We start from the raw sequence: 26,385 nt of genomic DNA, 5'->3' as shown, positions 1-26,385 counted from the left end.
TAGCACGCTCAAATCGCCCACTTATTAAGACAATGCTGACGGTTCCTCCATATTTCCTTCATTTTTATGCCGTCTTCGCTGGCTAAACTAGTATCCTGTAAGGAGTGTCATTTTTGTGGCAATGAGTGCCCGCGCCCCTGCCTTTTGGAGAGAGTTTTCACCACCATGAATGCAAAACCCCAACGTCGTTCCCTGCTGCTGCGCCTGCTGGTTGCGGCGATTGCGATCATCGTCGCCGTTCTGGCCTGGCGCCATTTCAGCGCCGCCCAACCGACCGCCGGGACGACGCCGGGCGCGCACCAGGCCGCGGGTAAAACAGGAGCGGGCCGCGCGGCGGGCGGCAGACGCGGCACCCCGATGTCGCCGGTACAGGCGGCGACCGCCACCCGCCAGACGGTGCCGCGCTATCTTTCCGGCTTGGGCACCGCCACCGCCGCCAATACCGTGACCGTCACCAGCCGGGTCGATGGCCAGCTGATGGCGATCCACTTTACCGAAGGCCAGCAGGTCAAAGCCGGCGATCTGCTGGCGGAAATCGATCCCCGGCCGTTCCAGGTTCAGTTGACCCAGGCTCAGGGGCAGTTGGCAAAAGATCAGGCCACGCTGGCCAACGCCCGGCGCGATCTGGCCCGCTATCAGCAGCTGGTGAAAACCAATCTGGTTTCCCGTCAGGAGCTGGATACGCAGGCCTCGCTGGTGCAGCAGACCGAAGGCGCGATCAAGGCCGATCAGGGCGCGGTCGACAGCGCCAAACTGCAGATCACCTATAGCCGCATCACTGCGCCAATCGACGGCCGCGTAGGCCTGAAACTGGTCGACGTCGGCAACTATGTCACCAGCGGCAGCACCACCGGTCTGGTGGTGATCACGCAGACGCACCCGATCGACGTGGTGTTCACGCTGCCCGAAGGCAACATCGCCGATCTGCTCAAGGCGCAAAAAGCCGGGCCGGTGAGCGTCGAAGCCTGGGACCGCACCAACCAGAACAAGCTGACGACCGGTTCGCTGCTGAGCCTGGACAACCAAATTGATACCGCCACCGGCACCATCAAGCTGAAAGCGCGCTTCACCAACGAAGATGACGCGCTGTTCCCCAACCAGTTCGTCAACGCGCGGCTGCAGGTGGATACCCTGCACGATGCAGTGGTAATCCCGACCGCCGCGCTGCAGATGGGCAACGAGGGCAACTTCGTCTGGACGCTCGGTGAAGACAACAAGGTCAGCAAACATCGGGTCACCGCCGGCGTGCAGGACAGCCGGCAGGTGGTGATCAGCGCCGGCCTCAACGCCGGCGATCGGGTGGTGACCGACGGCATCGATCGCCTGACCGAAGGCATGCAGGTGGAAGTGCTCGCGCCGAGCGAAGCGTCGGCCGCGGCTAACGCCAAGCGCGAACCTGACGTTCAGAGGAAGTCCTGATGCAGGTGATGCCTCCCAACGCCGGCGGCGGTCCGTCCCGCCTGTTTATTCTGCGTCCGGTCGCCACCACGCTGCTGATGGTGGCGATATTGCTGGCGGGGATTATCGGCTATCGCGCGTTGCCGGTGTCCGCCCTGCCGGAGGTGGATTACCCCACCATCCAGGTGGTGACGCTATACCCCGGCGCCAGTCCGGACGTGGTGACCTCCGCCATTACCGCGCCGCTGGAACGCCAGTTCGGCCAGATGTCCGGTCTGAAGCAAATGGCGTCGCAAAGTTCCGGCGGCGCCTCGGTGGTCACCCTGCAGTTCCAGCTGGCGCTGCCACTCGACGTCGCAGAGCAGGAAGTGCAGGCGGCGATCAACTCCGCCACCAACCTGCTGCCGACCGATCTGCCCTACCCGCCGATCTACAGCAAGGTTAACCCCGCCGATCCGCCGATCCTGACGCTGGCCGTGACCTCCACCGCCATGCCGATGACGCAGGTGGAAGACATGGTGGAAACCCGCGTGGCGCAAAAAATTTCTCAGGTGACCGGCGTCGGCCTGGTGACGCTGGCCGGCGGCCAACGCCCGGCGGTGCGCGTAAAATTGAACGCCGCGGCGGTCGCCGCCTATGGCCTGAACAGTGAAACCATCCGCGCCGCCATCAGCAACGCCAACGTCAACTCGGCGAAAGGCAGCCTTGACGGCCCGACCCGATCCGTCACCCTGTCTGCCAACGACCAAATGAAATCTGCCGACGACTATCGCCAGCTGATCGTCGCCTACCAGAACGGCGCGGCGATCCGCCTGCAGGATATCGCCACCATCGAACAAGGGGCGGAAAACACCCGACTGGCGGCCTGGGCCAACAAGCAACAGGCGATCGTGCTGAACATCCAACGCCAGCCCGGCGTCAACGTCATCACGACCGCCGACAGCATCCGCGAAATGCTGCCGACGCTGATTAAAAGCCTGCCCAAGTCGGTCGACGTCAAGGTGTTGACCGATCGCACCACCACCATCCGCGCCTCGGTCAGCGACGTGCAGTTCGAGCTGCTGCTGGCGATCGCGCTGGTGGTGATGGTGATCTACGTATTCCTGCGCAACGTGCCGGCGACCATTATCCCCAGCGTGGCGGTGCCGCTGTCGCTGGTCGGCACCTTCGCCGCCATGTACTTCCTCGGCTTCTCCATCAACAACCTGACGCTGATGGCGCTGACCATCGCCACCGGCTTCGTGGTGGACGACGCCATCGTGGTGATCGAGAACATCTCGCGCTACATCGAGAAAGGGGAAAAACCGCTCGACGCCGCGCTGAAAGGCGCCGGCGAGATCGGCTTCACCATCATCTCGCTGACCTTCTCGCTGGTGGCGGTGCTGATCCCGCTGCTGTTCATGGGCGACATCGTCGGCCGCCTGTTCCGCGAGTTCGCCGTCACGCTGGCGGTGGCGATTTTGATCTCCGCCGTGGTGTCGCTGACGCTGACGCCGATGATGTGCGCTCGCATGCTCAGCCACGAGTCGCTGCGCAAGCAGAACCGTTTTTCCGCCGCCTCCGAACGCTTTTTCGACCGGGTGATCGCGCAATACGGCAAGTGGCTGAAAACGGTGCTTAATCATCCCTGGCTGACGCTCGGCGTGGCCGTGGGCACCCTGGCGCTGACGGTATTGCTGTACCTGCTGATCCCGAAAGGCTTCTTCCCGGTGCAGGACAACGGCATCATTCAGGGCACGCTGGAGGCGCCGCAGAGCGTCTCGTTCAGCAATATGGCCGAGCGCCAGCAGCAGGTCGCGGCGCAGATCCTCAAAGATCCGGCGGTGGAGAGCCTGGCATCGTTCGTCGGCGTCGACGGCAGCAACGCCACGCTCAACAGCGGCCGGCTGCAGATCAACCTGAAGCCGCTGAGCGAACGCAGCGACTGCATTCCGGCGATCATCAGCCGCCTGCAGCAGCAGACGGCGCAGTTCCCCGGCGTGAAGCTGTATCTGCAGCCGGTGCAGGATCTGACCATCGATACCCAGGTCAGCCGCACCCAGTACCAGTTCACCCTGCAGGCGATGTCCCTGGACGATCTCAGCCTATGGGTGCCGCAGCTGATGGATGAGCTGAAGCAAACCCCGCAGTTGGCGGACGTCACCAGCGACTGGCAGGATCAGGGGCTGGTGGCCTACGTCAACGTCGATCGCGATTCGGCCTCTCGCCTCGGCGTCACCATGAGCGACGTGGACAATGCGCTGTACAACGCGTTCGGCCAGCGCCTGATCTCCACCATCTACACCCAGGCCAACCAATACCGCGTGGTGCTGGAGCACGACGTCAGTGCGACGCCGGGGCTGGCGGCGCTCAATGAGATCCGTCTGAGCGGCAACGACGGCGCCGTGGTGCCGCTGAATACCCTCGCCAAAATCGAACAGCGCAACGGGCCGCTGGCGATCAACCACCTCGATCAGTTCCCGGCGACCACCGTCTCCTTCAACGTGGCGGAGGGCTACTCGCTGGAAGAAGCGGTCAACGCCATTACCCAGGTCGAGAAGACCCTGGCGATGCCGAAAGACATCACCACCAAATTCCAGGGCGCGACCCTGGCCTTCCAGGCGGCGCTCGGCAGCACGCTGTGGCTGATTTTGGCGGCGGTGGTGGCGATGTACATCGTGCTGGGCGTGCTGTATGAAAGCTTCATTCACCCGGTCACCATCCTCTCTACCCTGCCGACCGCCGGGGTCGGCGCGCTGCTCGCGCTCATGATGGCCGGCAGCGAGCTGGACGTGATCGCCATCATCGGCATCATCCTGCTGATCGGTATTGTGAAGAAGAACGCCATCATGATGATCGACTTCGCGCTGGCGGCGGAACGCGAGCAGGGTTTATCGCCGCGCGACGCCATCTATCAGGCCTGCCTGCTGCGTTTTAGGCCGATCCTGATGACCACGCTGGCGGCCTTGCTCGGCGCGCTGCCGCTGATGCTGAGCACCGGCGTCGGCGCGGAGCTGCGGCATCCGCTTGGCGTCTGTATGGTCGGCGGTTTGATCATGAGCCAGATCCTGACGCTGTTCACCACGCCGGTGATCTACCTGCTGTTTGACAAACTGGCGCGCAACACGCATCGTCAGCCGGATACGCAGGAGCTGCCGTGAAATTCTTCGCCCTGTTCATTCACCGGCCGGTGGCCACCACCCTGCTGACGCTGGCCATCGCCATCAGCGGCGCGATCGGCTTTCGCCTGCTGCCGGTGTCGCCGCTGCCGCAGGTGGACTTTCCGGTGATTTCGATCAGCGCGTCGCTGCCGGGCGCCTCGCCGGAAACCATGGCGTCCTCGGTGGCGACGCCGCTGGAGCGCGCGCTGGGCCGCATCGCCGGGGTTAACGAAATGACCTCGATGAGTTCGCTCGGCAGTACCCGGGTCATTTTGCAGTTTGATCTCGATCGCGACATCAACGGCGCCGCGCGCGACGTACAGGCGGCGATCAACGCCGCGCAAAGCCTGCTGCCGACCGGCATGCCGAGCCGTCCCAGCTACCGCAAGGTCAACCCTTCCGACGCGCCGATCATGATCCTGACGCTGACCTCGGACACCTACAGCCAGGGGCAGCTTTACGATTTCGCCTCCACCCAGTTGGCGCAGAAAATCAGCCAGACCGAGGGCGTCGGCGACGTTTCCGTGGGCGGCAGCTCGCTGCCGGCGGTGCGGGTCGAGCTGAACCCTTCGGCGCTGTTCAATCAGGGCGTGTCGCTGGACACCGTACGGCAGGCCATCGCCAACGCCAACGTGCGCCGCCCGCAGGGCGCCGTGGAAAACCCGCAGCAGCGCTGGCAGATCCAGGCCAACGACGCGCTGAAAACCGCCGATGCCTACCGTCCGCTGATCATTCATTACAACAACGGCTCGGCGGTGCGTTTAGCCGACGTGGCCGAGGTTAAAGACTCGGTGCAAGACGTGCGCAACGCCGGGATGACCGACGCCAAACCGGCGATCATTCTGGCCATCAGCCGTGCGCCGGACGCCAACATCATCGAAACCGTCGATCGCATTCGCGCCGAGCTGCCCGCCCTGCAGGAAAATATCCCGGCCTCGATAAAACTCAACGTCGCGCAGGATCGTTCGCCGACCATTCGCGCGTCGCTGGCCGAGGTCGAACAGTCGCTGGCGATCGCCATCGGGTTGGTGATCCTGGTGGTGTTCATCTTCCTGCGCTCCGGGCGCGCCACGCTGATCCCGGCGGTCGCCGTGCCGGTGTCGCTGATCGGCTCGTTCGCCGCCATGTATCTGTGCGGGTTCAGCCTCAATAACCTGTCGCTGATGGCGCTGACCATCGCCACCGGCTTTGTGGTGGACGACGCCATCGTGGTGTTGGAAAACATTTCCCGCCACGTCGAGGCCGGCATGAAACCGATCAACGCCGCGCTGCTGGGCGCGCGGGAAGTCGGCTTCACCGTGCTGTCGATGAGCGTTTCGCTGGTAGCGGTGTTTATCCCGCTGCTGCTGATGGAAGGCCTGCCCGGCCGGCTATTCCGCGAGTTCGCCGTCACCTTGTCGGTATCGATCGGGCTGTCGCTCATCGTCTCGCTGACGCTCACGCCGATGATGTGCGCCTACCTGCTGCGCCACCAGCCGCCGCGTTCGCAGCGGCGGGCGCGCGGCTTCGGCAAAATGCTGCTGGCGCTGCAGCAGGGCTACGGACGCTCGCTGAACTGGGTGCTCGGCCACTCGCGCTGGGTGCTGGCGGTGTTCCTCGCCACCCTTGCGCTCAACGTCTGGCTGTATATCAGCATCCCGAAAACCTTCTTCCCGGAACAGGATACCGGGCGCCTGATGGGCTTTATCCAGGCCGACCAAAGCATTTCGTTCCAGGCGATGCGCGGCAAACTGGAAGACTTCATGAAAATCGTGCGCGAAGATCCGGACGTGGAAAACGTCACCGGTTTTACCGGCGGCTCGCGCACCAACAGCGGTTCGATGTTCATCGCGCTTAAACCTCTGTCGGTACGCAGCGACGACGCGCAGAAAGTGATCGCCCGCCTGCGCGCTCGCCTGGCCAAAGAACCGGGCGCCAGCCTGTTTCTGATGGCAGTGCAGGATATCCGCGTCGGCGGCCGGCAGGCCAACGCCAGCTACCAATATACGCTGCTGGCGGACGATCTCGCCGCGCTGCGCGAATGGGAGCCGAAGATCCGCACCGCGCTGGCCGCATTGCCCGAGCTGGCGGACGTCAACTCGGATCAGCAGGATAAAGGTTCGGAGATGGATCTGGTCTACGATCGTGAAACCATGGCGCGCCTTGGCATTTCGGTGTCTGACGCCAACAACCTGCTGAACAACGCCTTCGGCCAGCGGCAGATTTCGACCATCTATCAGCCGCTCAACCAATACAAGGTGGTGATGGAAGTGGCGCCACCCTACACCCAGGACGTGAGTTCGCTGGACAAAATGTTCATCATCAACAACGAAGGCAAGGCGATACCGCTCTCCTACTTCGCCAGTTGGCGGCCGGCCAACGCGCCGCTGTCGGTCAACCATCAGGGGCTATCCGCCGCCTCGACCATCTCCTTTAACCTGCCGGACGGCGGCAGCCTGTCGGACGCCACTGCCGCGGTAGAGCGCACCATGACTCAGCTCGGCGTGCCGTCCACGGTACGCGGCGCGTTCGCCGGCACCGCCCAGGTGTTCCAGGACACCCTGAAGTCGCAGCTGATTCTGATCCTGGCGGCGATCGCCACGGTGTACATCGTGCTCGGCGTGCTGTATGAGAGCTATATCCATCCGCTGACCATCCTTTCCACGCTGCCTTCCGCCGGCGTGGGGGCGCTGCTGGCGCTCGAGCTGTTCGGCGCGCCGTTCAGCCTGATCGCGCTGATAGGCATCATGCTGTTGATCGGCATCGTAAAGAAAAACGCCATCATGATGGTCGACTTCGCGCTCGAGGCGCAGCGCAACGGCGGCATCAGCGCCCGCGAGGCGATTTTCCAGGCCAGCCTGCTGCGTTTCCGGCCGATCATGATGACCACGCTGGCAGCGCTGTTCGGCGCGCTGCCGCTGGTGCTGACCAGCGGCGACGGCGCGGAGCTACGCCAGCCGCTCGGCATCACCATCGCCGGCGGCCTGGTGATGAGCCAGCTGCTGACGCTGTACACCACGCCGGTGGTCTATCTTTACTTCGACCGGCTGCAGGCGAAGTTCCGCCGCAACAAGCAACTGGCCCCGCTGCCACACTAATGGCCGACCGATGCTGATGAAACACGCCGCCACGGTACGCTGGCAACTCTGGATAGTGGCATTCGGCTTCTTTATGCAGACGCTGGATACCACTATCGTCAACACCGCTCTGCCCTCAATGGCCGCCAGCCTGGGGGAGAACCCGCTGCGCATGCAGTCGGTGATCGTCTCCTATGTGCTGACGGTGGCGGTGACGCTGCCGGCCAGCGGTTGGCTGGCGGACAAGGTCGGCGTACAGCGGGTGTTTTTCAGCGCCATCCTGCTGTTCACCCTCGGCTCCCTCCTCTGCGCCCGCTCGGAAACCCTGAACGAACTGATCGCCTCGCGCGTGATTCAGGGCATCGGCGGCGCGATGATGGTGCCGGTCGGTCGCCTGACGGTGATGAAGATCGTGCCGCGCGAGCAGTACATGGCGGCGATGACCTTCGTGACGCTGCCGGGCCAGATCGGCCCGCTGATGGGGCCGGCGCTGGGCGGCTTTCTGGTGCAATACGCCAGCTGGCACTGGATTTTCCTGATCAATATTCCGGTGGGCATCGTAGGCGCCATCGCCACGCTGCTGCTGCTGCCCAACTACCAAATGCAGACCCGACGCTTCGACCTCAGCGGCTTTATCCTGCTGGCGATCGGCATGGCGTCGCTGACGCTGGCGCTCGACGGCCACAAGGGCATGGGGCTCTCCGGCAGCGCCATCGCCGGCCTGGTGGCGCTGGGCGTTGCGACGCTGTTGGGGTATGTTTGGCATGCCTACGGCAATAGCCGCGCCCTGTTCTCGCTGCGGCTGCTGCGCACCCCGACTTACAAGATCGGGCTGCTGGCCAGCCTGCTGGGGCGCATCGGCAGCGGCATGCTACCGTTCATGACGCCGCTGTTCCTGCAGGTGGGCATGGGTTTCACGCCGTTCCACGCCGGGCTGATGATGATCCCGATGATCATCGGCAGCATGGGCATGAAACGCATCGTGGTACAGGTGGTCAACCGCTTTGGCTACCGCAACGTGCTGGTGGCCGCCACGCTGCTGCTGGCGCTGGTCAGCCTGAGCTTCCTGTTGGCGGCGATGCTCGGCTGGCTGTGGCTGCTGCCGGTGGTGCTGTTCTTCCAGGGGATGGTCAACTCGCTGCGCTTCTCGGCGATGAACACCCTGACGCTGAAAGACCTGCCGGATCGGCTGGCCAGCAGCGGCAATAGCCTGTTGTCGATGGTCATGCAGCTGTCGATGAGCCTTGGCGTCAGCGTTGCCGGCATCTTGATCGGCAGCTTCGCCCATCACCAGGTGGTAGCCGACAGCCCGGCCATCCACAGCGCATTTATTTACAGCTACTGCTGTATGGCGTTGATTATCGCTCTGCCCGCACTGGCCTTCGCGCGCGTGCCGGCCGATAGCGCGCCCAACCGCACGCTGACCAAAGAGCCGGGTACCGGTTCAACGAGGTTGCAATGAAGATAGGCATTACCGGGAAACTGTTCCTGGCCATTTTCGCCACCTGCATGCTGGTGCTGATCACCATGCATTGGGGGGTGCGCGTCAGCTTTGAACGCGGCTTTATCGACTACATCAAGCACAGCAACGAGCAGCGCATCAATATGCTGAGCGAAGCGCTGGAGGAACAGTACAGCCACCACGGCAACTGGGTGTTCCTGCGCAACAACGATCAAGTGATCTACCAGATCATGCGCTCGTTCGAACAGAACAGCGACAGCAGCCACAACCTGCCGCCCAAGGGCTGGCGCACCCAGTTTTGGGTGGTGGACAGCCAGTTCAACCGCCTGGTAGGCCACTCCGGGCCGGTCCCGAAAGAGGGCCCGCGCCACCCGATCCGCTACAACAACGAGATCGTCGGCTGGGTGATCACCACCCCGGTCGAGCGCCTGACGCGCAACACCGACATCAACTTCGATCGCCAGCAGCGGCGCACCAGCTGGATTATCGTCGCGCTCTCCACCCTGCTGGCGGCGGCGGTGACCTGGCTGCTGTCGCGCGGCATGCTGGCCCCGGTCAAGCGCCTGGTGGCGGGCACCCATCGCCTGGCGGCGGGCGATTTCACCACCCGCGTGGCGGTCAGCAGCCAGGATGAACTGGGCCGGCTAGCGCACGACTTCAACCAGTTGGCCACCTCGCTGGAGAAAAACGAACAGATGCGCCGCGCTTTTATGGCCGACGTCTCGCACGAGCTGCGCACGCCGCTGGCAGTGCTGCGGGGCGAGCTGGAGGCGCTGCAGGACGGCGTGCGCCAGCCTACGCCGGCGTCGCTCAGTTCGCTGCAGGCCGAGGTGTCTACCCTGACTAAATTGGTCGACGATCTGCACCAGCTGTCGCTTTCCGATCTCGGTGCGCTGGCCTATCGTAAATCGTCGGTGGACTGCGTGCACCTGCTGCAGATCGCCGTCGCCGCCTTTCGCGAACGCTTCCGCGCCAAAGGGCTGGAGATCGTTACGCATCTGCCGGCCCAGGCGCCGCTGTTCGGCGATCCCGACCGTTTGAACCAGCTGTTCAATAACCTGCTGGAAAACAGCCTGCGCTACACCGACGCCGGCGGCCGGCTGGAAATCAGCGCCGAGCTGCAGCCAGGGCGGCTGTTCCTCTACTGGCAGGACAGCGCGCCGGGCATCAGCGATCAGCAGCTGACGCGCATTTTCGAACGTTTCTACCGGGCGGAAGGTTCACGCAACCGCGCCAGCGGCGGTTCCGGGCTGGGGCTGGCGATCTGCCACAACATCGTGGAAGCCCACGACGGGAAAATCCGCGCCGAGCATTCGCCTTTAGGCGGCGTGCGCATTACAGTAGAATTTGCTACCCCGATAAAAAATAAGGCGCCCTGATGGACATTCAGAATCACCCCGTGCAGATCATGATTGTTGAAGATGAGCCCAAGCTGGGCCAGCTGCTGGTGGACTATCTGCAGGCGGCGGGTTACGCCACCCGCTGGCTGACCAACGGCAACGAGGTGGTGCCGACCGTGCACCAGCATCCGCCGGCGCTGATTTTGCTCGACCTGATGTTGCCGGGTGCCGACGGCCTGACGGTGTGCCGCGAGCTGCGCCGCTTCAGCGACGTGCCTATCGTGATGGTGACGGCGAAAATCGAAGAGATCGATCGCCTGCTGGGGCTGGAGATCGGCGCCGACGATTACATCTGCAAACCCTACAGCCCGCGCGAAGTGGTGGCGCGGGTGAAAACCATTCTGCGCCGCAGCTATCGGCCGCAGGAGAGCGCGCGAGAAGATGACCTGCTGCACATCGATGAGCCGCGTTTCCAGGCCAGCTATCAGGGGCAGTTGCTGGATCTGACGCCGGCGGAATTCCGCCTGCTGAAAACGCTGGCCAGCCAGCCGGGCAACGTGTTTTCACGCGAGCAGCTGCTGAACAACCTGTATGACGACTATCGGGTGGTCACCGATCGCACCATCGACAGCCACATCAAAAACCTGCGCCGCAAGCTGGAACTGATCGACGGGGAAAAATCCTTTATTCGCTCGGTATACGGCGTGGGCTACCGCTGGGAAGCCGAGCCCTGCCGGCTGGTGAATGGGGTTTAGGGGATCAGCGCGTCCAGTCTTCAACCGCCAACCCGGGCACCATGGCAAATGCGCGATCGTTGGTCACCAGCGTCGCGCCACGGCTCTGCGCGTGAGCGGCGATCAGTTGATCCAGCGCGCCCATGATTTTGCCCTTTCTCTCCATGTTCGCGCGCATTTCACCGTAGCAGCGGGCGGCCTCGCTATCCCATGCATAGACCGTCACCGCGGCAAGAAAGGCCTCGACCATGCTTTGCAACGCCTTGTTCCGCCGTTTAGCCACACCGTAAAGCAGTTCCGCTTCCGTGACGCTGGAAATACATACGGCAGAAGGCGGGAGCTTTTCCATGACGTTAAGCACCTGCGGATGCTGCCGAAACAGGTGGCTGACGGTGTTGGTATCAAACATGTACATCGCCTACTCTTCCTCTGAGAATGGATCGCGGTCTGCAACCCCTTGCTGACGATCTTCCGCGCCAAGAAACTCTTGCGGCACCGGCGTTTGGGCGATAATGCTCAGCAGCGGAGCCCAGCTGTCCGGCTTTGCCGGATATTTGGATAAAATCACGTTGCCCTCCCGATCGCGACGGATATAGACACGATCCGTATCAAATTCAAATTCTACCGGTAACCTCACCGCCTGATTTCTGCCGTTTTTAAACAGCTTTGCGATTCTTTCCATCTCGACACCTCCACAGCAGGCATAGGCCAAAGCATATGCCTGTAGCGTGTCGATGCCAAGATGTATCGCTCACTTTTCACTCACCTTTACGTAGCGGGCAAACGGTAACGCGCAATGCTGCTCGATGAAACCACGTAATTGTCATTATGCGGCGCACTGCGCAATCACCACGCCTTCCCTTAGCTTCCCGTGCGGCGCCGGGATTCTCGGATGAAAACTCCGCGCCGGCGCAAGAAAACTGCGCATTTTTTAGACTAAGCTGCTGTGAGGTTTAGCCGCCGATTTTCAAGCGATTGGCTACACTTACATCACGAATCGGAACCTACAGGAGAAGAACCATGGCAATCGGTCATTACGAGCTGAAAAAAGCAAAGAACGGACAGTACCACTTCAACCTGAAAGCCAGTAACGGCGAGATCATTCTGGCCAGCGAGATGTACGCCAGCAAAGCGTCGGCGGAGAACGGCATCGCCTCGGTGCAGACCAATGCGCCGCACGAAGCGCAGTTTGAACTGAAGCACAGCACCAGCAATCAGCCCTATTTTGTGCTGAAGGCCAAGAACCATCAGGTGATCGGCGTCAGCGAAATGTACAGCTCCGAAAGCGCAGCCAAAAACGGTATCCAGTCGGTGATGAAAAACGGCCCGACCACCGATATCCGCGATTTGAGTGCCTGATCCCCCGTGTCGCCCGCGCGGTGGCCGCCATCGCGCGTTTTCCGTTTGACCGGGATCAATCTCCCTTGAATAAATCCGGTTAACTGCTGATTTCTTGCCGCGCTGCGGCTACAATCCCCCGCTTTTACTGCGCCATCTGGGGCGCGATATACCCACTGGCTTTCATACGGCAGCTAGGCGGCAAGTTCGTGAGTCTCCAGGAGCTTGGTCAACCAAGTGACTGGAGTGAGCGAATGCAGCCAACAACGCTGCAGTTCGAAAGACAGAGGTATACTGACCTGAAATCAGACCGAGACACACTATGTTTACACCGGAACTTCTCTCCCCGGCCGGAACGCTGAAAAACATGCGTTACGCCTTCGCCTATGGCGCCGATGCGGTTTACGCCGGCCAGCCGCGCTACAGCCTGCGGGTGCGCAACAACGAATTCAACCACGAGAATCTGGCGCAGGGCATCAACGAAGCCCATGCGCTGGGCAAAAAATTCTACGTGGTGGTGAACATCGCCCCGCACAACGCCAAGTTGAAAACCTTCCTGCGCGATCTGAAGCCGGTTATCGATATGGGCCCGGATGCGCTGATCATGTCCGATCCCGGCCTTATCATGATGGTGCGCGAAGCCTTCCCGCAGATGGACATCCACCTGTCGGTGCAGGCCAACGCCGTTAACTGGGCGACGGTGAAGTTCTGGAAGCAAATGGGTCTGACCCGCGTGATCCTCTCGCGCGAGCTGTCGCTGGAAGAGATCGCCGAGATCCGCGCCGAAGTGCCGGACATGGAGCTGGAGATCTTCGTCCACGGCGCGCTGTGCATGGCCTACTCCGGCCGCTGCCTGCTGTCGGGCTATATCAACAAGCGCGATCCCAACCAGGGCACCTGCACCAACGCCTGCCGCTGGCAGTATAAGGCTGAAGAAGGCAAAGAGGACGACACCGGCAATATCGTGCACCTGCACGAGCCGATCCCGGTGCAAACCGTCGAGCCGACGCTGGGCATCGGCGCGCCGACCGACAAGGTGTTCATGCTGTCTGAAGCGCAAAAACCAGGCGAATATATGAGCGCCTTCGAAGACGAGCACGGCACCTATATCATGAATTCCAAGGATCTGCGCGCCATCCAGCACGTGGAGCGTCTGACGCAGCTCGGCGTGCACTCGCTGAAAATCGAAGGCCGCACCAAGTCCTTCTACTACTGCGCCCGCACCGCCCAGGTCTACCGCCGCGCCATCGACGACGCGGCCGCCGGCAAACCCTTCGATCCGACCCTGCTTACCACGCTGGAAGGCCTGGCGCACCGCGGCTACACCGAAGGCTTCCTGCGCCGCCACGTGCACGAAGCGCAGCAGAATTACGACTACGGCTCCTCGCTCTCCGAGCGCCAGCAGTTTGTCGGCGAATTCACCGGCGTGCGCCGCGATGGCTGGGCAGAGGTCGACGTGAAGAATAAGTTCGCGCTCGGCAACAGCGTCGAGATGATGACGCCGGGCGGCAACGTGGTCTTCACCCTCGAAAGCATGCAAAATAAGAAAGGCGAGCCGATTGAGGTGGCGCCGGGCAACGGCCATATCGTTTATTTGCCGATCCCGCAGGATATCGATCTCAATTATGCGTTGCTGATCCGCAATTTGGCGGAAGAAAATAGCGCCGGGGCATAAAAATGAATCGCCGTCATTCGGCGGCGATTTTTAGCAAATATTAGAATTGGATCACATCAATGTGCGCGCAGCTTGGTTACTATCACGCTGCTTAAAACGAACAACGAAAATATTTGCATAGCAATACTAGGAACCACCTCCTTAGCCGGCCCAATCTCCCTTGGGCTGGCTTTTTCTTTATGGGCTCGCCTATTTTTTTTGCTGCGCCTATTTCCATAACTTATTCTCGTTATCCGTTTTAATAATAATAATCACGCCGCTTCGATATATAAATAACGCTACAGCGATTAATCCTCTCGTCTTTAAAACCTGGCTTATTTCCGCGTAAAATTCAGATAAATTCGCCTTGCTTCATATTCACTGAACGCCGGGGAATAACCAGAATTAGCTGAATATTCTGATGGCCTGGTGGCGGCAGCTGGTTTATCTTGAGGCATTCTTGGTTTTCCGCCGGAGGAGATCGGCAATGCCTCAACACTCACATGCGCCCGCCCTGCTTATTCTCAACGGCAAAGGCGCCGGTAACGAAGAGCTGCGTCAGGCGGTCAAACGCCTGCGCGCAGAACGCATCACGCTGCACGTGCGCGTGACCTGGGAGCACGGCGACGCCGCGCGCTACGTCGCGGAAGCCGCACAGCTCGGCGTCGGCACCGTCGTCGCCGGCGGCGGTGACGGCACCATCAACGAAGTGGCGGCCGCGCTGGTGCAACTGCCGGCGCACAACCGGCCGGTGCTGGGCATCCTGCCGCTCGGCACCGCCAACGATTTCGCCATGGCCTGCAATATTCCCCCGTCGCCGGAACAGGCGCTGCAGCTGGCGATCAAGGGCCGCTCGGTGCCGATCGATCTGGCCAAGGTCAACGGCGAGCGCTACTTCATCAACATGGCCACCGGCGGCTTCGGCACCCGCATCACCACCGAAACGCCGGAGAAGCTGAAGGCGGCATTGGGCGGCGTGTCCTACTTCGTGCACGGCTTGCTGCGCATGGATACGCTGCAGGCCGACCGCTGTGAAATTCGCGGGCCGGACTTCCGCTGGGCCGGCGAGGCGCTGGTGATCGGCATCGGCAACGGCAAACAGGCCGGCGGCGGCCAGGAGCTGTGCCCCAGCGCGCTGATCAACGACGGCCTGCTGCAGCTGCGCCTGCTGATCGCCGATGAACTGCTGCCGGCGCTGGTCGCCGCCCTGTTCAACGACGAAGAGAGCAACAGCATCCTCAGCGCAGCGCTGCCGTGGCTCGAGATCGACGCACCGCATGAGATGACTTTCAACCTCGACGGCGAGCCGCTCAAAGGCCGTCATTTCCGCATCGAAGTGTTGCCGCAGGCCATCGAATGCCGCCTGCCGCCTAACTGCGCCCTGCTGGGCTGACCTTGTCGGGCGCAGCCGCTGCGCCCCGCTTCTTCCCCCTCCGCTTACCCGCTTCTGCTCACGATCAAATGTGATCCTCTCCGGCAAATTCATTAATTCATACTTGTATGGTAGTTAGTTCATGGCGTATTTTCGCGCTATCTCTCCGCAGCTACAGGATGTGAAGGTTATGAAAATCGTCAACGCCGAGGTGTTCGTCACCTGCCCGGGGCGCAACTTTGTCACGCTGAAGATCACCACCGATGACGGCATCGTCGGCCTCGGTGACGCCACGCTGAACGGGCGTGAACTGTCGGTGGCCTCTTACCTGAAAGATCACCTCTGCCCGCAGCTGATCGGCCGCGACGCGCAGCGGATCGAAGACCTCTGGCAATTCTTCTACAAAGGCGCTTACTGGCGGCGCGGCCCGGTGACCATGTCGGCCATTTCCGCCGTCGACATGGCGCTGTGGGACATCAAGGCCAAGGCCGCCAACATGCCGCTGTACCAGCTGTTGGGCGGCGCGTCGCGTTCGGGGGTGATGGTGTATTGCCACACCACCGGCCACTCGATCGACGAGGTGCTCGACGACTACGCCAAGCATAAAGAGCAAGGCTTCAAGGCGATCCGCGTCCAATGCGGCGTGCCGGGCATGAAAACCACCTACGGCATGGCCAAGGGGAAAGGCCAGGCCTATGAGCCGGCCACCAAGGGTGACTGGCCGGAAGAGCAGCTGTGGTCGACGGAAAAATACCTCGATTTCACCCCCAAACTGTTCGATGCGGTGCGCAACAGGTTCGGCTTCAACGAGCACCTGCTGCACGACATGCACCACCGCCTGACGCCGATCGAAGCGGCGCGCTTCGGCAAAAGCGCCGAACCGTATCGCCTGTTCTGGATGGAAGATCCGACACCGGCGGAAAACCAGGCCTGTTTCCGCCTGATTCGCCAGCATACCGTCACGCCGATCGCCGTCGGCGAGGTGTTCAACAGCATCTGGGACTGCAAACAGCTGATTGAAGAGCAGCTGATCGACTACATCCGTACCACCCTGACGCACGCGGGCGGCATTACCGGCATGCGGCGCATCGCCGACTTCGCCTCACTGTATCAGGTGCGCACCGGCTCCCACGGCCCTTCCGATCTGTCGCCGATCTGCATGGCGGCGGCGCTGCATTTCGATCTGTGGGTGCCGAATTTCGGCGTGCAGGAATACATGGGCTATTCCGAGCAGATGCTCGAGGTGTTCCCGCACAGCTGGACGTTCGACGACGGCTATATGCATCCGGGCGACAAGCCGGGCATCGGCATCGAGTTCGATGAGAAGCTGGCGGCCCGTTACCCGTATGAACCGGCCTACCTGCCGGTCGCACGTCTGGAGGATGGCACCTTATGGAACTGGTAAACACCATGCGCAGCGTCGTGATCGAACAGCCCGGGCGCCTGGCGCTGCAGACGCGCGCGCTGCCGCAGCCGGCGGCCGGCGAGGTGCGGGTCAAGGTGAAATTCGCCGGCATCTGCGGCTCCGACGTCCATATCTATCACGGCCATAACCCGTTCGCCCGCTATCCGCGGGTGATCGGCCACGAGTTCTTCGGCCTGATCGATGCGCTGGGCGAAGGCGTCGATCCGGCGCGCCTCGGCGAACGCGTCTCGGTAGATCCGGTGGTGAGCTGCGGCCACTGCTATCCCTGTTCGGTCGGCCGGCCCAACGTCTGCACCTCGCTGCAGGTGATCGGCGTGCACCGCGACGGCGGCTTCAGCGACTACGCCTGCGTACCGGCGCGCAACGCCTATCCGGTTCCGCCCGCCATCAGCGATCGCCACGCCGCGATGATCGAACCCTTCAGCATCGCCGCCAACATCACCGCCCATCTGCAACCGCGCCCCGACGATATCGCGCTGATCTACGGCGCCGGGCCGATGGGGCTCACGGTGATCCAGACGCTGAAAGGCGTGTACGGCGTCAAGCAAGTGTGGGTCGTCGATCGCATCGCCGAGCGGCTGGACATGGCGCGCGCCAACGGCGCCGACGAGACGTTCAACAACGCCGAGGCCGCACTGCCGCAGGCGCTGCTGCAGCGCGGCATTCAGCCGACGCTGATCGTCGATGCCGCCTGCCACCCTTCTATTTTACCGGAGGCGATCGCGCTGGCCTCGCCGGCGGCGCGCATCGGCATCATGGGCTTTTCCGGCGACGCCTGCACCCTGACCCAGCAGAGCATCACCAGCAAAGAGCTGTCGATCTTCTCCTCGCGCCTGAACAGCGCGCGCTTCCCGCAGGTGATCGCCTGGATGGCGGACGGCAAGCTAGACCCGCAGCGGCTGCTCACCCACTGCGTACCCGCCGACGACGTCGAACGGGCGATGCTGATGTTCGAGCGGGATCAGCGCACCTGCTGCAAGGTGCTGCTGCAGTTCGAGTAACGCCAAGGCCGCATCGGGGCATTGGGCGGCCCCCGCCGCCCGTGCAAACAACGAAGCATCACGATTAAAACGACACCCAGTGGAGTGCTTTATGTTTAAAAATCTGCGTTGGACCATCGTGTTCCTGCTGTTCATGGTCTACATGATCAACTACCTCGATCGCGTGGCGCTGTCGATCACCGTGCCGATGATCGAACAGGATCTGATGCTGAACGCCGAACAGTTCGGCCTGATCTTCGGCAGCTTCTTCTTCGGCTATGCCATCTTCAACTTCGTCGGCGGGCTGGCGGTCGACCGTTTCGGCCCGACGCTGGTGCTGGGCGTGGCGGTCGGCCTGTGGTCCCTCTTCTGCGGCATGACGGCAATCGCCACCGGTTTTTACTCGATGCTGATCCTGCGCGTCCTGTTCGGCATGGCCGAAGGGCCGATCTGCGCCTCGGCCAACAAGATGATCAACGGCTGGTTCCCGAAGAAGCAGGCGGCGACCGCCATGGGCTTGCTCAGCGCCGGTTCGCCGTTGGGCGGCGCGGTGGCCGGGCCGATCGTCGGCTATCTGGCGCTGGCGTTCGGCTGGCGGCCGGCGTTTATGATCATCTGCGCCATCGGCATCGTCTGGATGCTGGTGTGGTTCTTCGTGGTGGCGGATAACCCGGCGAAAAGCCAGCGCGTCAGCGCCGAAGAACGGGCGCTGATCGCGCGGTTGAAACAGGAAAACCTCGGCGAGGAAAGCGCGCTGAGTGACGCAGCGCACGGGCTGGGTTACTACCTGAAGCAGCCGATCATTCTGGTCACCGCCTTCGCCTTCTTCTGCTACAACTACATTCTGTTCTTCTTCCTGAGCTGGTTCCCCTCGTATCTGGTGCAGGCGCACAACCTGAACATCAAGGAGATGAGCCTGACCACGATGATCCCGTGGATCGTCGGCTTCGTCGGGCTGGCGCTCGGCGGCTATATTTCCGACAAAATCTTCAACATCACCGGCAAATTGCTGCTGTCGCGCAAGATCGTGTTGGTCACCAGCCTGCTGGCGGCGGCGGTGTGTGTGGCGTTGGCAGGCACCGTCAGCAGCGTGGTGCCGGCGGTGATGCTGATGTCGGTGTCGATCTTCTTCCTTTACATCACCGGCGCCCTCTACTGGGCGATCATCCAGGACGTGGTGCATAAATCCCGGGTCGGCGGCGCCAGCGGGTTCATTCATTTGATCGGCAGCGTCTCCGGCATCATCGGGCCGATCGTCACCGGCTACATCGTGCAGAACACCGGCAAATTCGACAGCGCCTTTATGCTGGCGGGCGGCGTCGCCGCGCTGGGCGCGCTGCTGGTGCTGCTGGTGATCAAGGCGCCGCGCGCAACGGCGGGCGTGCAAATCTTAAAACCATAACGCCAGGCGGGGCGGCTTCGCCCCTTTGCTTACCTCTCCAGGGACATTGAACATGAGACTTTCCGACCACAGCGCGCTGCCGGCCGCCATTATTCGGCCCGGCTACGCACGTGAGCGCGTGAAACCGCGCATGGTGCATATCGGCTTCGGCGCGTTTCACCGCGCGCACCAGGCGATGTACGCCGACAGGCTGGCCAGCGAGCACGGCAGCGACTGGGGCTACTGCGAAATCAGCATGCAGCACGGCCGGCAAAAGATCGCCGACCTACGGCAACAGGATCTGCTGTTCTCGGTGGCGGAGATGGACGACGACGGCTGGCGGGGCCGGGTCATCGGCGTGGTGCGCCAGGCGCTGCACCTGCAAACCGACGGGCTGGCGGCGGTGCTGGCGGCCCTGACGCAGCCTGAGATCGCCATCGTCTCGCTGACCATCAGCGAAAAGGGCTATTGCCACCACCCTGCCAGCGGCCGGCTGATGGCGGAACACCCGGCGATCGCGCATGATATCGCCCACCCGGCACAGCCGCAGTCAGCGCCGGGGCTACTGCTGGCGGCGCTGCGCCTGCGCCGTGAACGCGGGCTGCCGCCGTTCGCCGTGATGTCCTGCGACAATATGCCGGCCAACGGCCGGGTCACGCGCCAGGTGCTGCTCGACCTGGCGCAGCGGCAGGATCCGGCGCTGGCCGACTGGGTGCGTCAAGAGGTCGCCTTCCCTTCCACCATGGTGGATCGCATCGTGCCGGCGATGACGCAGGAAGCCCGCGGCCAGCTGTTTGCCTGGCTGGGCGGCGTCGAGGATGAGGTCGGCGTGGCCTGCGAGCCGTTCAGCCAGTGGGTCATTGAGGACCGCTTTCCCCAGGGGCGACCGGCCTGGGAAAAGGTCGGCGCCGAACTGGTGAGCGACGTGCTGCCGTTTGAGGAGATGAAGCTGCGCATGCTGAACGGCAGCCATTCGTTCCTCGCCTATCTCGGCTATCTGGCCGGTTATCAGCACGTCGGCGACTGCATGCAGGACGCGGATTTTGTCCGCGCCGCCCGTCACCTGATGCTGGCGGAACAGGCACCAACTCTGCAGGTGCCGAACGTCGATTTGGCGCAGTATGCCGACTCGCTGCTGCGGCGTTTCCGCAACCGCGCGCTGAAGCACCGCACCGCGCAGATCGCCATGGACGGCACGCAAAAGCTGCCGCAGCGGCTGCTGGACGCGATCCGCTGGCATCTGGCGCGCGGCAGCCGCTTCGACTGCCTGGCGCTGGGCGTCGCCGGCTGGATGCGCTACGTCGGCGGCCGCGATGAGCAAGGCGCGCCGATCGACATCAGCGATCCGCTGCGCGACCCTATCGCCGCGTTGGTCGCCGGCAGCGAGGAAGGCCGGCCCCGCGTCCTGGCGCTGCTGCAGCTCGACAGCGTCTTCGGCCAGGATCTGTCCGATTCGCCTGACTTCGTCCGCGCCGTCAGCCACGCTTATCATCAACTGCTGAGCCTGGGGGCCAAAGCCGCCGTCGCCGCTCTGCCGCTTACCGACCGGGAGGTTTCCGATGACCGTCACCACGCATAACGCCGTCAATACCGGCAATCAACCGCTGCTGCGGCGCGTCGCCAGCGCTTCGGCCATCGGCACCGCCGCCGAATATTATGATTTCTTCGCTTACGGCACCGCCGCGGTGCTGTTCTTCGGCCAGCTGTTTTTCCCCAGCGCCGATCCGCTGATCAGCACGCTGGCGGCCTTCGCCACCTACGCGGTCGGTTTTCTGGCGCGCCCGCTGGGCGGCATCGTGTTCGGCCACATCGGCGACAAGGTCGGCCGCAAGAAGGCGCTGGTGATCACCATCCTGATCGTCGGCCTCGGCACCTTCTGCATCGGCCTGCTGCCCACCTATGAACAGATCGGCATCTGGGCGCCGCTCGCGCTGATCTTTATCCGCGTGCTGCAGGGCTTCGGCGTCGGCGGCGAACAGGCCGGCGCGGTGCTGATGACCGCCGAATACGCGCCGCCGCCGCGGCGCGGCTTCTACGCCAGCTGGGTACAGATCGGCGCGCCCGCCGGTTTCCTGCTGCCATCGGGGCTGTTCGCGCTGCTGACCGCCGTGCTGTCGCCGGCGCAGATGCTGGACTGGGGCTGGCGCATTCCGTTCCTGCTCAGCCTGCTGCTGGTGATCGTCGGGCTGTTTATTCGCCTGAAGATCGACGAGTCGCCGGTGTTTACCCAGATCCGCGCCACCAAGGCGGTGGAGAGCCGGCCGGTGGTGGAAGTGGCCCGCCGTTACCCCGGCCTTATCGGCAAAGGGGTGTGCGCCAAGCTGATTGAAGCCTGCGCCTTCGCCATGTTCACGGTGATCGTGCTGGCCTACGGCAAGGCCAACCACCTCAACGAGACCATTCTGCTGGAGGCGATGATCGTGGCGGTGCTGCTGGAGATTTTCGCCATTCCGCTGATGGGCCGCCTCTCCGATCGGCTGGGGCGAAAACCGGTGTACATCGCCGGCGCGCTGCTGCAGGTGGTGTGCATCGTGCCGTTCTTTATGGCGATCAACCTCGATAGTTTCTGGGTGACGCAGATCGCCATGATCGTGGTGCTGACCTTCGGCCACAGCATGTGCTACGCGCCACAGGCCTCCTACTTCCCGGAGCTGTTCCCCACCCGCGTGCGCTGCAGCGGCATCGCGCTGATCTGGCAGATAGGATCGCTGATCGGCAGCGGCATTCTGGGGCTGCTAGCGGTGAAGATCCTGCAGGTGACCGGCGGCCACTACTACGGGTTGGCGGGGTACATGATGGTGCTGGGCGTGGTGTCGGCCATCGGCCTGAGCCTGATGCCGGAAACCGCGCCGGGGCGGCGCAAGCAGGAATATCAGGATTGGCATCACTGAGTTACCCTACCCGGCGGGTGGATTTATCCCCCCGCCCTCAACCAATAATCTGCTAGTATGGTGGCATTCGAATTCCAGCCTGATGCCTGATTGTCGCCATGTCTGAAACGTACAGTCTCACCAACAACGTCCCGGTCAACCAGCAGATCTATCGCTTCCTGCGCAAGGATATCGTCGACTGCACCATCCCCCCCGGCACCCTGTTGTCCGAGAAAGAGATTTCCACGCGCTTTTGCGTTTCGCGCCAGCCAGTGCGCGAAGCCTTCATCAAGCTGGCGGAGGCCGGCCTGGTGCAGATCCTGCCGCAGCGCGGCACTTTCGTGATGAAAATCTCCGCCAAGCGCGTGGCCGACGGGCGCTTTATTCGTCAGGCGGTGGAATGCGCCATCGTGCGCCGTGCGGCGGAGCGCGCCACCGCGGCGCAGCTGATGACGCTGGAGCATAACCTGCACCGTCAGGCGCTGGCGGCGCAGAATGGGCAGACGCGCGAGTTTCTGGCGCTGGACGATGAATTCCACCAGCTGCTGACCCAGTTCGCCGACTGCCCGCTGGCGTGGGAGACCATCGAAACCATCAAGGCCACCATGGATCGGGTGCGTTTCCTCAGCCTGAGCGAAGTCTCGCCGCCGGAGAGCCTGATCAAGCAGCACTACCGCATCTACGAGGCGCTGAAAGCGCGCGATGCCGAGGCGGCGGAGCGCGCCATCCACGATCACCTGCAGGAGATGATCTACTCCATCACCCCGATCGCCCTGCAGAACACCGAGTGGTTCGAGATCGAATAATCAATCGCTTAGCGCGCCGGGGGCGATCGTCCCCGCGTATTTGGCCTCGCAAATGGCATTTCCTCTCAATCGCATCTATTGTTTGTCCTTGCCGGATCAAGTTCGGTAGTATCGCTTTACAGCTTCAATCACCGCTTTTTTACTTCGCCGGTGGTCAAAAACCCTTGCATTGCCGGTGTATGAAGAAGCTTAATCGGGAGTGAATCATGACTGATATTGTGCAGTTGCTAGGAAAGGAAGCGGAAGATCTGCTGCAACACCGCTGTACCACTATCCCCGCCGAGAATCTCTACCTGCCGGGCGCCGACTTCGTCGACCGCGTAATGATCGATAACAACCGTCCCAACAGCGTGCTGCGTTCGATGCAAACCCTGTTCAACCACGGCCGCCTGGCCGGCACCGGCTACCTGTCGATCCTGCCGGTCGATCAGGGCATCGAGCACTCCGCCGCCGCCTCGTTCGCCGCCAACCCGCTGTATTTCGATCCGAAGAACATCGTCGAGCTGGCGATTGAAGCCGGCTGTAACTGCGTCGCCTCCACTTACGGCGTGCTGGCGTCGGTATCGCGCCGCTACGCGCACAAGATCCCGTTCCTGGTCAAACTCAACCACAACGAAACGCTGAGCTACCCGACCCAGTACGACCAGACCCTGTACGCCAGCGTCGAGCAGGCGTTCAACATGGGCGCGGTGGCGGTCGGTGCCACCATTTACTTCGGCTCCGAGCAGTCGCGCCGCCAGATCGAAGAGATCTCGATCGCCTTCGAGCGCGCGCATGAGCTGGGCATGGTCACCGTGTTGTGGGCCTATCTGCGCAACCCGGCGTTCAACAAGGATGGCGTGGACTACCACTCCAGCGCCGATCTGACCGGCCAGGCCAACCACATCGCCGCCACCATCGGCGCCGACATCGTCAAACAGAAAATGGCGGAAAACAACGGCGGCTACCGCGCGGTGAAATTCGGCTATACCGACGATCGCGTCTACACCAAGCTGACCACCGATCATCCGATCGATCTGGTGCGCTACCAGCTGGCCAACTGCTACATGGGCCGCGCCGGGCTGATCAACTCCGGCGGCGCCGCCGGTGAGAACGACCTGCAGGAGTCGGTGCGCACCGCGGTGATCAACAAACGCGCCGGCGGCATGGGCCTGATCCTGGGGCGCAAGGCGTTCAAGAAATCGATGAAAGACGGCGTGGCGCTGATCAACGCTGTGCAAGACGCCTACCTGGACAAGAAGGTCACCATCGCCTGATGTGACGGACCACCTGTCCTCAAGCCCGGCTAGCCGGGCTTTTTTGTGCCCGCTTTCTCCCCCTCATGCCACAGATCTTCTCTTTCTTTCACTTTAAACTTTCGAAATAAAATATTTATCTTTCAAACTGTGATCTATTTAAAACAAATAGCCCAACAAAGTGACTACTGTAAGGCCCATGGCGACAGAGCCGCCGTTCGCTCCAGGCCATATCAGTCCATTACAGGAGAACATAATGATTGAGCTAATCACCCACGGCGCCGAGTGGTTTATCGGCCTGTTTCAGAAAGGCGGTGAAGTGTTTGTCGGCATGGTGACCGGCATTTTACCTTTGTTGATCAGCCTGTTGGTTATCATGAACGCGCTGATCAAATTTGTTGGCCAGGAACGTATCGAACGATTGGCGCAGCGCTGCGCGGGCAACCCCGTCTCGCGTTATCTGCTGCTGCCGCTGATCGGCACCTTTGTCTTCTGCAATCCGATGACCCTCAGCCTGGGGCGCTTCATGCCGGAGAAATACAAGCCGAGCTACTACGCGGCGGCCTCCTACAGCTGCCACTCGATGAACGGCCTGTTCCCGCACATCAACCCCGGCGAGCTGTTCGTTTACCTCGGCATCGCCAGCGGCCTGACCACCCTCGGCCTGCCGCTCGGCCCGCTGGCGGTGAGCTATTTCCTGGTGGGGCTGTTCACCAACTTCTTCCGCGGCTGGGTCACCGATCTGACCACCAGCCTGTTCGAACGCAAGATGGGCATCCGTCTGGATCGCCAGGTGCAACTTTAATTCATGGAGTGCAGCATGAGTGCTTATATCCGTATTGAAAAAGGCGCCAGCGGCTGGGGTGGCCCCCTGGAGCTGCCGATAGAGCCCGGCAAGAAAGTGGTGTACATCACCGCCGGCACCCGGCCTTCGATCGTCGATCGCCTCAGCGAATTGACCGGCTGGCCGGCCGTCGACGGTTTCAAAGAGGGCGAGCCGCCGGCGGAAGAGATCGGCGTGGCGGTGATCGACTGCGGCGGCACCCTGCGCTGCGGCCTGTACCCGAAACGCCGTATTCCGACGGTCAACATCCACGCCACCGGCCAGTCCGGCCCGCTGGCGCAGTTTATCCTCGAAGACATCTATGTCTCCGGCGTGCGCGACCACAACATCAGCCGAATCGAAGCGGCAGATAGCCAGCCTGCCACCGCCGTTGCAGCGTCGCCCAAGGCGCGCGACTACGACACCAGCAAGAAGATCACCGAGCAAAGCGACGGGCTGCTGGCGAAGGTCGGCATGGGCATGGGATCGGTGGTGGCGGTGTTCTTCCAGGCCGGGCGCGACACCATCGACACCGTGCTGAAGACCATCCTGCCGTTTATGGCGTTCGTCTCGGCCTTGATCGGCATCATCATGGCCTCCGGCCTCGGGGACTTTATCGCTCACGGCCTGACGCCGCTCGCCAACAGCCCGATCGGCCTGGTGACGCTGGCGCTGATCTGCTCATTCCCGCTGCTGTCGCCGTTCCTCGGCCCCGGCGCGGTTATCGCCCAGGTGATCGGCGTGCTGGTCGGGGTGCAGATCGGCCTCGGCCATATTCCGCCGCAGCTGGCGCTGCCCGCGCTGTTCGCCATCAACGCGCAGGCCGCCTGCGACTTCATTCCGGTCGGCCTGTCGCTGGCGGAAGCCAAGCAGGACACCGTGCGGGTCGGCGTGCCCTCGGTGCTGGTCGGCCGCTTCCTGACCGGCGCGCCGACGGTGTTGATCGCCTGGGCCGCCTCGGCCTTCATTTATCAATAAGCTGATTTCCAGGGAGACGTTTATGCACACCATTTTTCACACCACCATCACGCAGATCGGTGGCTGCGCCCGCGACGCGTTGCTGGACAACATGCTGATCACCTTCCGTGAAGGCGCGCCGGCGGATATCGAAGAGTTCTGCTTCATCCACCGCCACGGTGCGACCGCCGGTGAGCTGCAGGTCGGCGGCGTGATGGAGCTGGCGCAGCAGCGCTACGCCATCACCGCCGTTGGCAGCGTTGCCACGCAGAACCTGCGCGAACTGGGCCACATCACCGTGCGCTTCGACGGCGAAGCCGAAGCCGAATTCCCCGGCTCGATCCACGTATCCGGCCCGACGCCGACCGATATCCCGTTGGGCAGCACGCTGTCATTTATCGCATAAGGAGTAG

General features: G+C 62.5%; 21 protein-coding genes. 19 read left to right on the top strand and 2 right to left on the bottom strand.

Annotated features, from left to right (window positions below; genetic code table 11):
- Positions 1–165 precede the first annotated feature (165 nt).
- The 6 genes from ACUXAC_RS00665 to baeR are packed head-to-tail and all read left to right on the top strand — an operon-like array spanning position 166 to position 11,151.
- Positions 166–1,419, top strand: coding sequence for an MdtA/MuxA family multidrug efflux RND transporter periplasmic adaptor subunit (locus tag ACUXAC_RS00665; protein WP_142110361.1), 1,254 nt, complete (start codon positions 166–168; stop codon positions 1,417–1,419).
- Positions 1,419–4,538 (top strand): MdtB/MuxB family multidrug efflux RND transporter permease subunit, encoded by a 3,120-nt coding sequence (locus ACUXAC_RS00660; protein ID WP_454266390.1) that lies wholly within the window; start codon positions 1,419–1,421, stop codon positions 4,536–4,538. The genes ACUXAC_RS00665 and ACUXAC_RS00660 overlap by 1 nt, the downstream gene beginning before the upstream one ends.
- Entirely contained in the window at positions 4,535–7,615 is a 3,081-nt protein-coding gene (gene mdtC / locus ACUXAC_RS00655) for a multidrug efflux RND transporter permease subunit MdtC (RefSeq protein WP_387444826.1), read from the top strand. The genes ACUXAC_RS00660 and mdtC overlap by 4 nt, the downstream gene beginning before the upstream one ends.
- 10 nt (positions 7,616–7,625) lie before the next feature.
- Positions 7,626–9,056, top strand: coding sequence for a multidrug transporter subunit MdtD (mdtD, locus tag ACUXAC_RS00650; RefSeq protein ID WP_084827277.1), 1,431 nt, complete (start codon positions 7,626–7,628; stop codon positions 9,054–9,056).
- Complete coding sequence (gene baeS, locus ACUXAC_RS00645; protein WP_049202687.1) at positions 9,053–10,435, top strand: envelope stress sensor histidine kinase BaeS; 1,383 nt, start codon at positions 9,053–9,055, stop codon at positions 10,433–10,435. The genes mdtD and baeS overlap by 4 nt, the downstream gene beginning before the upstream one ends.
- Positions 10,435–11,151, top strand: a complete 717-nt coding sequence (gene baeR, locus ACUXAC_RS00640; protein WP_060441150.1) for an envelope stress response regulator BaeR — start codon at positions 10,435–10,437, stop codon at positions 11,149–11,151. The genes baeS and baeR overlap by 1 nt, the downstream gene beginning before the upstream one ends.
- Positions 11,152–11,155: 4 nt before the next feature.
- On the opposite strand, the gene ACUXAC_RS00635 is transcribed toward baeR, so the two are convergent.
- The gene (locus tag ACUXAC_RS00635; RefSeq protein WP_047730091.1) at positions 11,156–11,545 is read right to left on the bottom strand and encodes a type II toxin-antitoxin system VapC family toxin; all 390 of its coding nucleotides are present in this window, start codon (positions 11,543–11,545) and stop codon (positions 11,156–11,158) included.
- 3 nt (positions 11,546–11,548) lie between these two features.
- The gene (locus ACUXAC_RS00630; protein ID WP_004941563.1) at positions 11,549–11,812 is read right to left on the bottom strand and encodes an antitoxin; all 264 of its coding nucleotides are present in this window, start codon (positions 11,810–11,812) and stop codon (positions 11,549–11,551) included.
- Between the two features lie 338 nt (positions 11,813–12,150).
- On the opposite strand from ACUXAC_RS00630, the gene ACUXAC_RS00625 reads away from it, so the two are divergent.
- The 13 genes from ACUXAC_RS00625 (at position 12,151) to srlB (ending at position 26,378) form a co-directional block, all read left to right on the top strand.
- The gene (locus tag ACUXAC_RS00625) at positions 12,151–12,489 is read left to right on the top strand and encodes a YegP family protein (RefSeq protein ID WP_038873760.1); all 339 of its coding nucleotides are present in this window, start codon (positions 12,151–12,153) and stop codon (positions 12,487–12,489) included.
- Positions 12,490–12,790: 301 nt separating this feature from the next.
- On the top strand, positions 12,791–14,143 hold the full coding sequence (trhP, locus tag ACUXAC_RS00620) for a prephenate-dependent tRNA uridine(34) hydroxylase TrhP (RefSeq protein WP_159318406.1): 1,353 nt from the start codon (positions 12,791–12,793) through the stop codon (positions 14,141–14,143).
- Between the two features lie 466 nt (positions 14,144–14,609).
- Positions 14,610–15,515: a lipid kinase YegS gene (gene yegS / locus ACUXAC_RS00615; RefSeq protein ID WP_060424880.1), complete on the top strand. Its 906-nt coding sequence runs from the start codon at positions 14,610–14,612 to the stop codon at positions 15,513–15,515.
- Positions 15,516–15,684: 169 nt separating this feature from the next.
- Positions 15,685–16,899 (top strand): D-mannonate dehydratase ManD, encoded by a 1,215-nt coding sequence (manD, locus tag ACUXAC_RS00610; RefSeq protein WP_049213350.1) that lies wholly within the window; start codon positions 15,685–15,687, stop codon positions 16,897–16,899.
- Between the two features lie 5 nt (positions 16,900–16,904).
- On the top strand, positions 16,905–17,921 hold the full coding sequence (locus ACUXAC_RS00605; protein WP_238969629.1) for a Zn-dependent oxidoreductase: 1,017 nt from the start codon (positions 16,905–16,907) through the stop codon (positions 17,919–17,921).
- A 91-nt stretch (positions 17,922–18,012) separates the two neighbouring features.
- A complete protein-coding gene (locus tag ACUXAC_RS00600) occupies positions 18,013–19,302 on the top strand; it encodes an MFS transporter (RefSeq protein WP_060424884.1) in 1,290 nt (429 codons plus the stop codon).
- A 52-nt stretch (positions 19,303–19,354) separates the two neighbouring features.
- Positions 19,355–20,860, top strand: a complete 1,506-nt coding sequence (locus ACUXAC_RS00595; protein ID WP_238969569.1) for a mannitol dehydrogenase family protein — start codon at positions 19,355–19,357, stop codon at positions 20,858–20,860.
- Positions 20,841–22,172, top strand: coding sequence for an MFS transporter (locus ACUXAC_RS00590; protein ID WP_060441146.1), 1,332 nt, complete (start codon positions 20,841–20,843; stop codon positions 22,170–22,172). Before ACUXAC_RS00595 ends, ACUXAC_RS00590 begins: the two co-directional genes overlap by 20 nt.
- 98 nt (positions 22,173–22,270) lie before the next feature.
- Entirely contained in the window at positions 22,271–22,957 is a 687-nt protein-coding gene (locus ACUXAC_RS00585) for a GntR family transcriptional regulator (protein ID WP_060441145.1), read from the top strand.
- A 206-nt stretch (positions 22,958–23,163) separates the two neighbouring features.
- A complete protein-coding gene (gene fbaB, locus ACUXAC_RS00580) occupies positions 23,164–24,213 on the top strand; it encodes a class I fructose-bisphosphate aldolase (protein WP_033644067.1) in 1,050 nt (349 codons plus the stop codon).
- Positions 24,214–24,448: 235 nt separating this feature from the next.
- The gene (gene srlA / locus ACUXAC_RS00575) at positions 24,449–24,997 is read left to right on the top strand and encodes a PTS glucitol/sorbitol transporter subunit IIC (RefSeq protein WP_004941528.1); all 549 of its coding nucleotides are present in this window, start codon (positions 24,449–24,451) and stop codon (positions 24,995–24,997) included.
- Between the two features lie 15 nt (positions 24,998–25,012).
- Positions 25,013–25,993, top strand: coding sequence for a PTS glucitol/sorbitol transporter subunit IIB (gene srlE / locus ACUXAC_RS00570; protein WP_159318410.1), 981 nt, complete (start codon positions 25,013–25,015; stop codon positions 25,991–25,993).
- Between the two features lie 22 nt (positions 25,994–26,015).
- Positions 26,016–26,378, top strand: a complete 363-nt coding sequence (srlB, locus tag ACUXAC_RS00565; RefSeq protein WP_004941520.1) for a PTS glucitol/sorbitol transporter subunit IIA — start codon at positions 26,016–26,018, stop codon at positions 26,376–26,378.
- Positions 26,379–26,385: the final 7 nt, after the last annotated feature.

The organism is Serratia sp. 121840015-1 (assembly GCF_053627655.1).
Note: the sequence above shows the minus strand (reverse complement) of the source record. Positions and strands in the feature narration are given on the sequence as shown.

Coding starts and splice junctions, on each gene's coding strand:
- ACUXAC_RS00665 (WP_142110361.1), top strand. CDS start 166: ATGAATGCAAAACCCCAACGTCGTTCCCTGCTGCTGCGCCTGCTGGTT.
- ACUXAC_RS00660 (WP_454266390.1), top strand. CDS start 1,419: ATGCAGGTGATGCCTCCCAACGCCGGCGGCGGTCCGTCCCGCCTGTTT.
- mdtD (WP_084827277.1), top strand. CDS start 7,626: ATGCTGATGAAACACGCCGCCACGGTACGCTGGCAACTCTGGATAGTG.
- baeS (WP_049202687.1), top strand. CDS start 9,053: ATGAAGATAGGCATTACCGGGAAACTGTTCCTGGCCATTTTCGCCACC.
- baeR (WP_060441150.1), top strand. CDS start 10,435: ATGGACATTCAGAATCACCCCGTGCAGATCATGATTGTTGAAGATGAG.
- ACUXAC_RS00635 (WP_047730091.1), bottom strand. CDS start 11,545: ATGTACATGTTTGATACCAACACCGTCAGCCACCTGTTTCGGCAGCAT.
- ACUXAC_RS00630 (WP_004941563.1), bottom strand. CDS start 11,812: ATGGAAAGAATCGCAAAGCTGTTTAAAAACGGCAGAAATCAGGCGGTG.
- ACUXAC_RS00625 (WP_038873760.1), top strand. CDS start 12,151: ATGGCAATCGGTCATTACGAGCTGAAAAAAGCAAAGAACGGACAGTAC.
- trhP (WP_159318406.1), top strand. CDS start 12,791: ATGTTTACACCGGAACTTCTCTCCCCGGCCGGAACGCTGAAAAACATG.
- yegS (WP_060424880.1), top strand. CDS start 14,610: ATGCCTCAACACTCACATGCGCCCGCCCTGCTTATTCTCAACGGCAAA.
- manD (WP_049213350.1), top strand. CDS start 15,685: ATGAAAATCGTCAACGCCGAGGTGTTCGTCACCTGCCCGGGGCGCAAC.
- ACUXAC_RS00605 (WP_238969629.1), top strand. CDS start 16,905: ATGCGCAGCGTCGTGATCGAACAGCCCGGGCGCCTGGCGCTGCAGACG.
- ACUXAC_RS00600 (WP_060424884.1), top strand. CDS start 18,013: ATGTTTAAAAATCTGCGTTGGACCATCGTGTTCCTGCTGTTCATGGTC.
- ACUXAC_RS00595 (WP_238969569.1), top strand. CDS start 19,355: ATGAGACTTTCCGACCACAGCGCGCTGCCGGCCGCCATTATTCGGCCC.
- ACUXAC_RS00590 (WP_060441146.1), top strand. CDS start 20,841: ATGACCGTCACCACGCATAACGCCGTCAATACCGGCAATCAACCGCTG.
- ACUXAC_RS00585 (WP_060441145.1), top strand. CDS start 22,271: ATGTCTGAAACGTACAGTCTCACCAACAACGTCCCGGTCAACCAGCAG.
- fbaB (WP_033644067.1), top strand. CDS start 23,164: ATGACTGATATTGTGCAGTTGCTAGGAAAGGAAGCGGAAGATCTGCTG.
- srlA (WP_004941528.1), top strand. CDS start 24,449: ATGATTGAGCTAATCACCCACGGCGCCGAGTGGTTTATCGGCCTGTTT.
- srlE (WP_159318410.1), top strand. CDS start 25,013: ATGAGTGCTTATATCCGTATTGAAAAAGGCGCCAGCGGCTGGGGTGGC.
- srlB (WP_004941520.1), top strand. CDS start 26,016: ATGCACACCATTTTTCACACCACCATCACGCAGATCGGTGGCTGCGCC.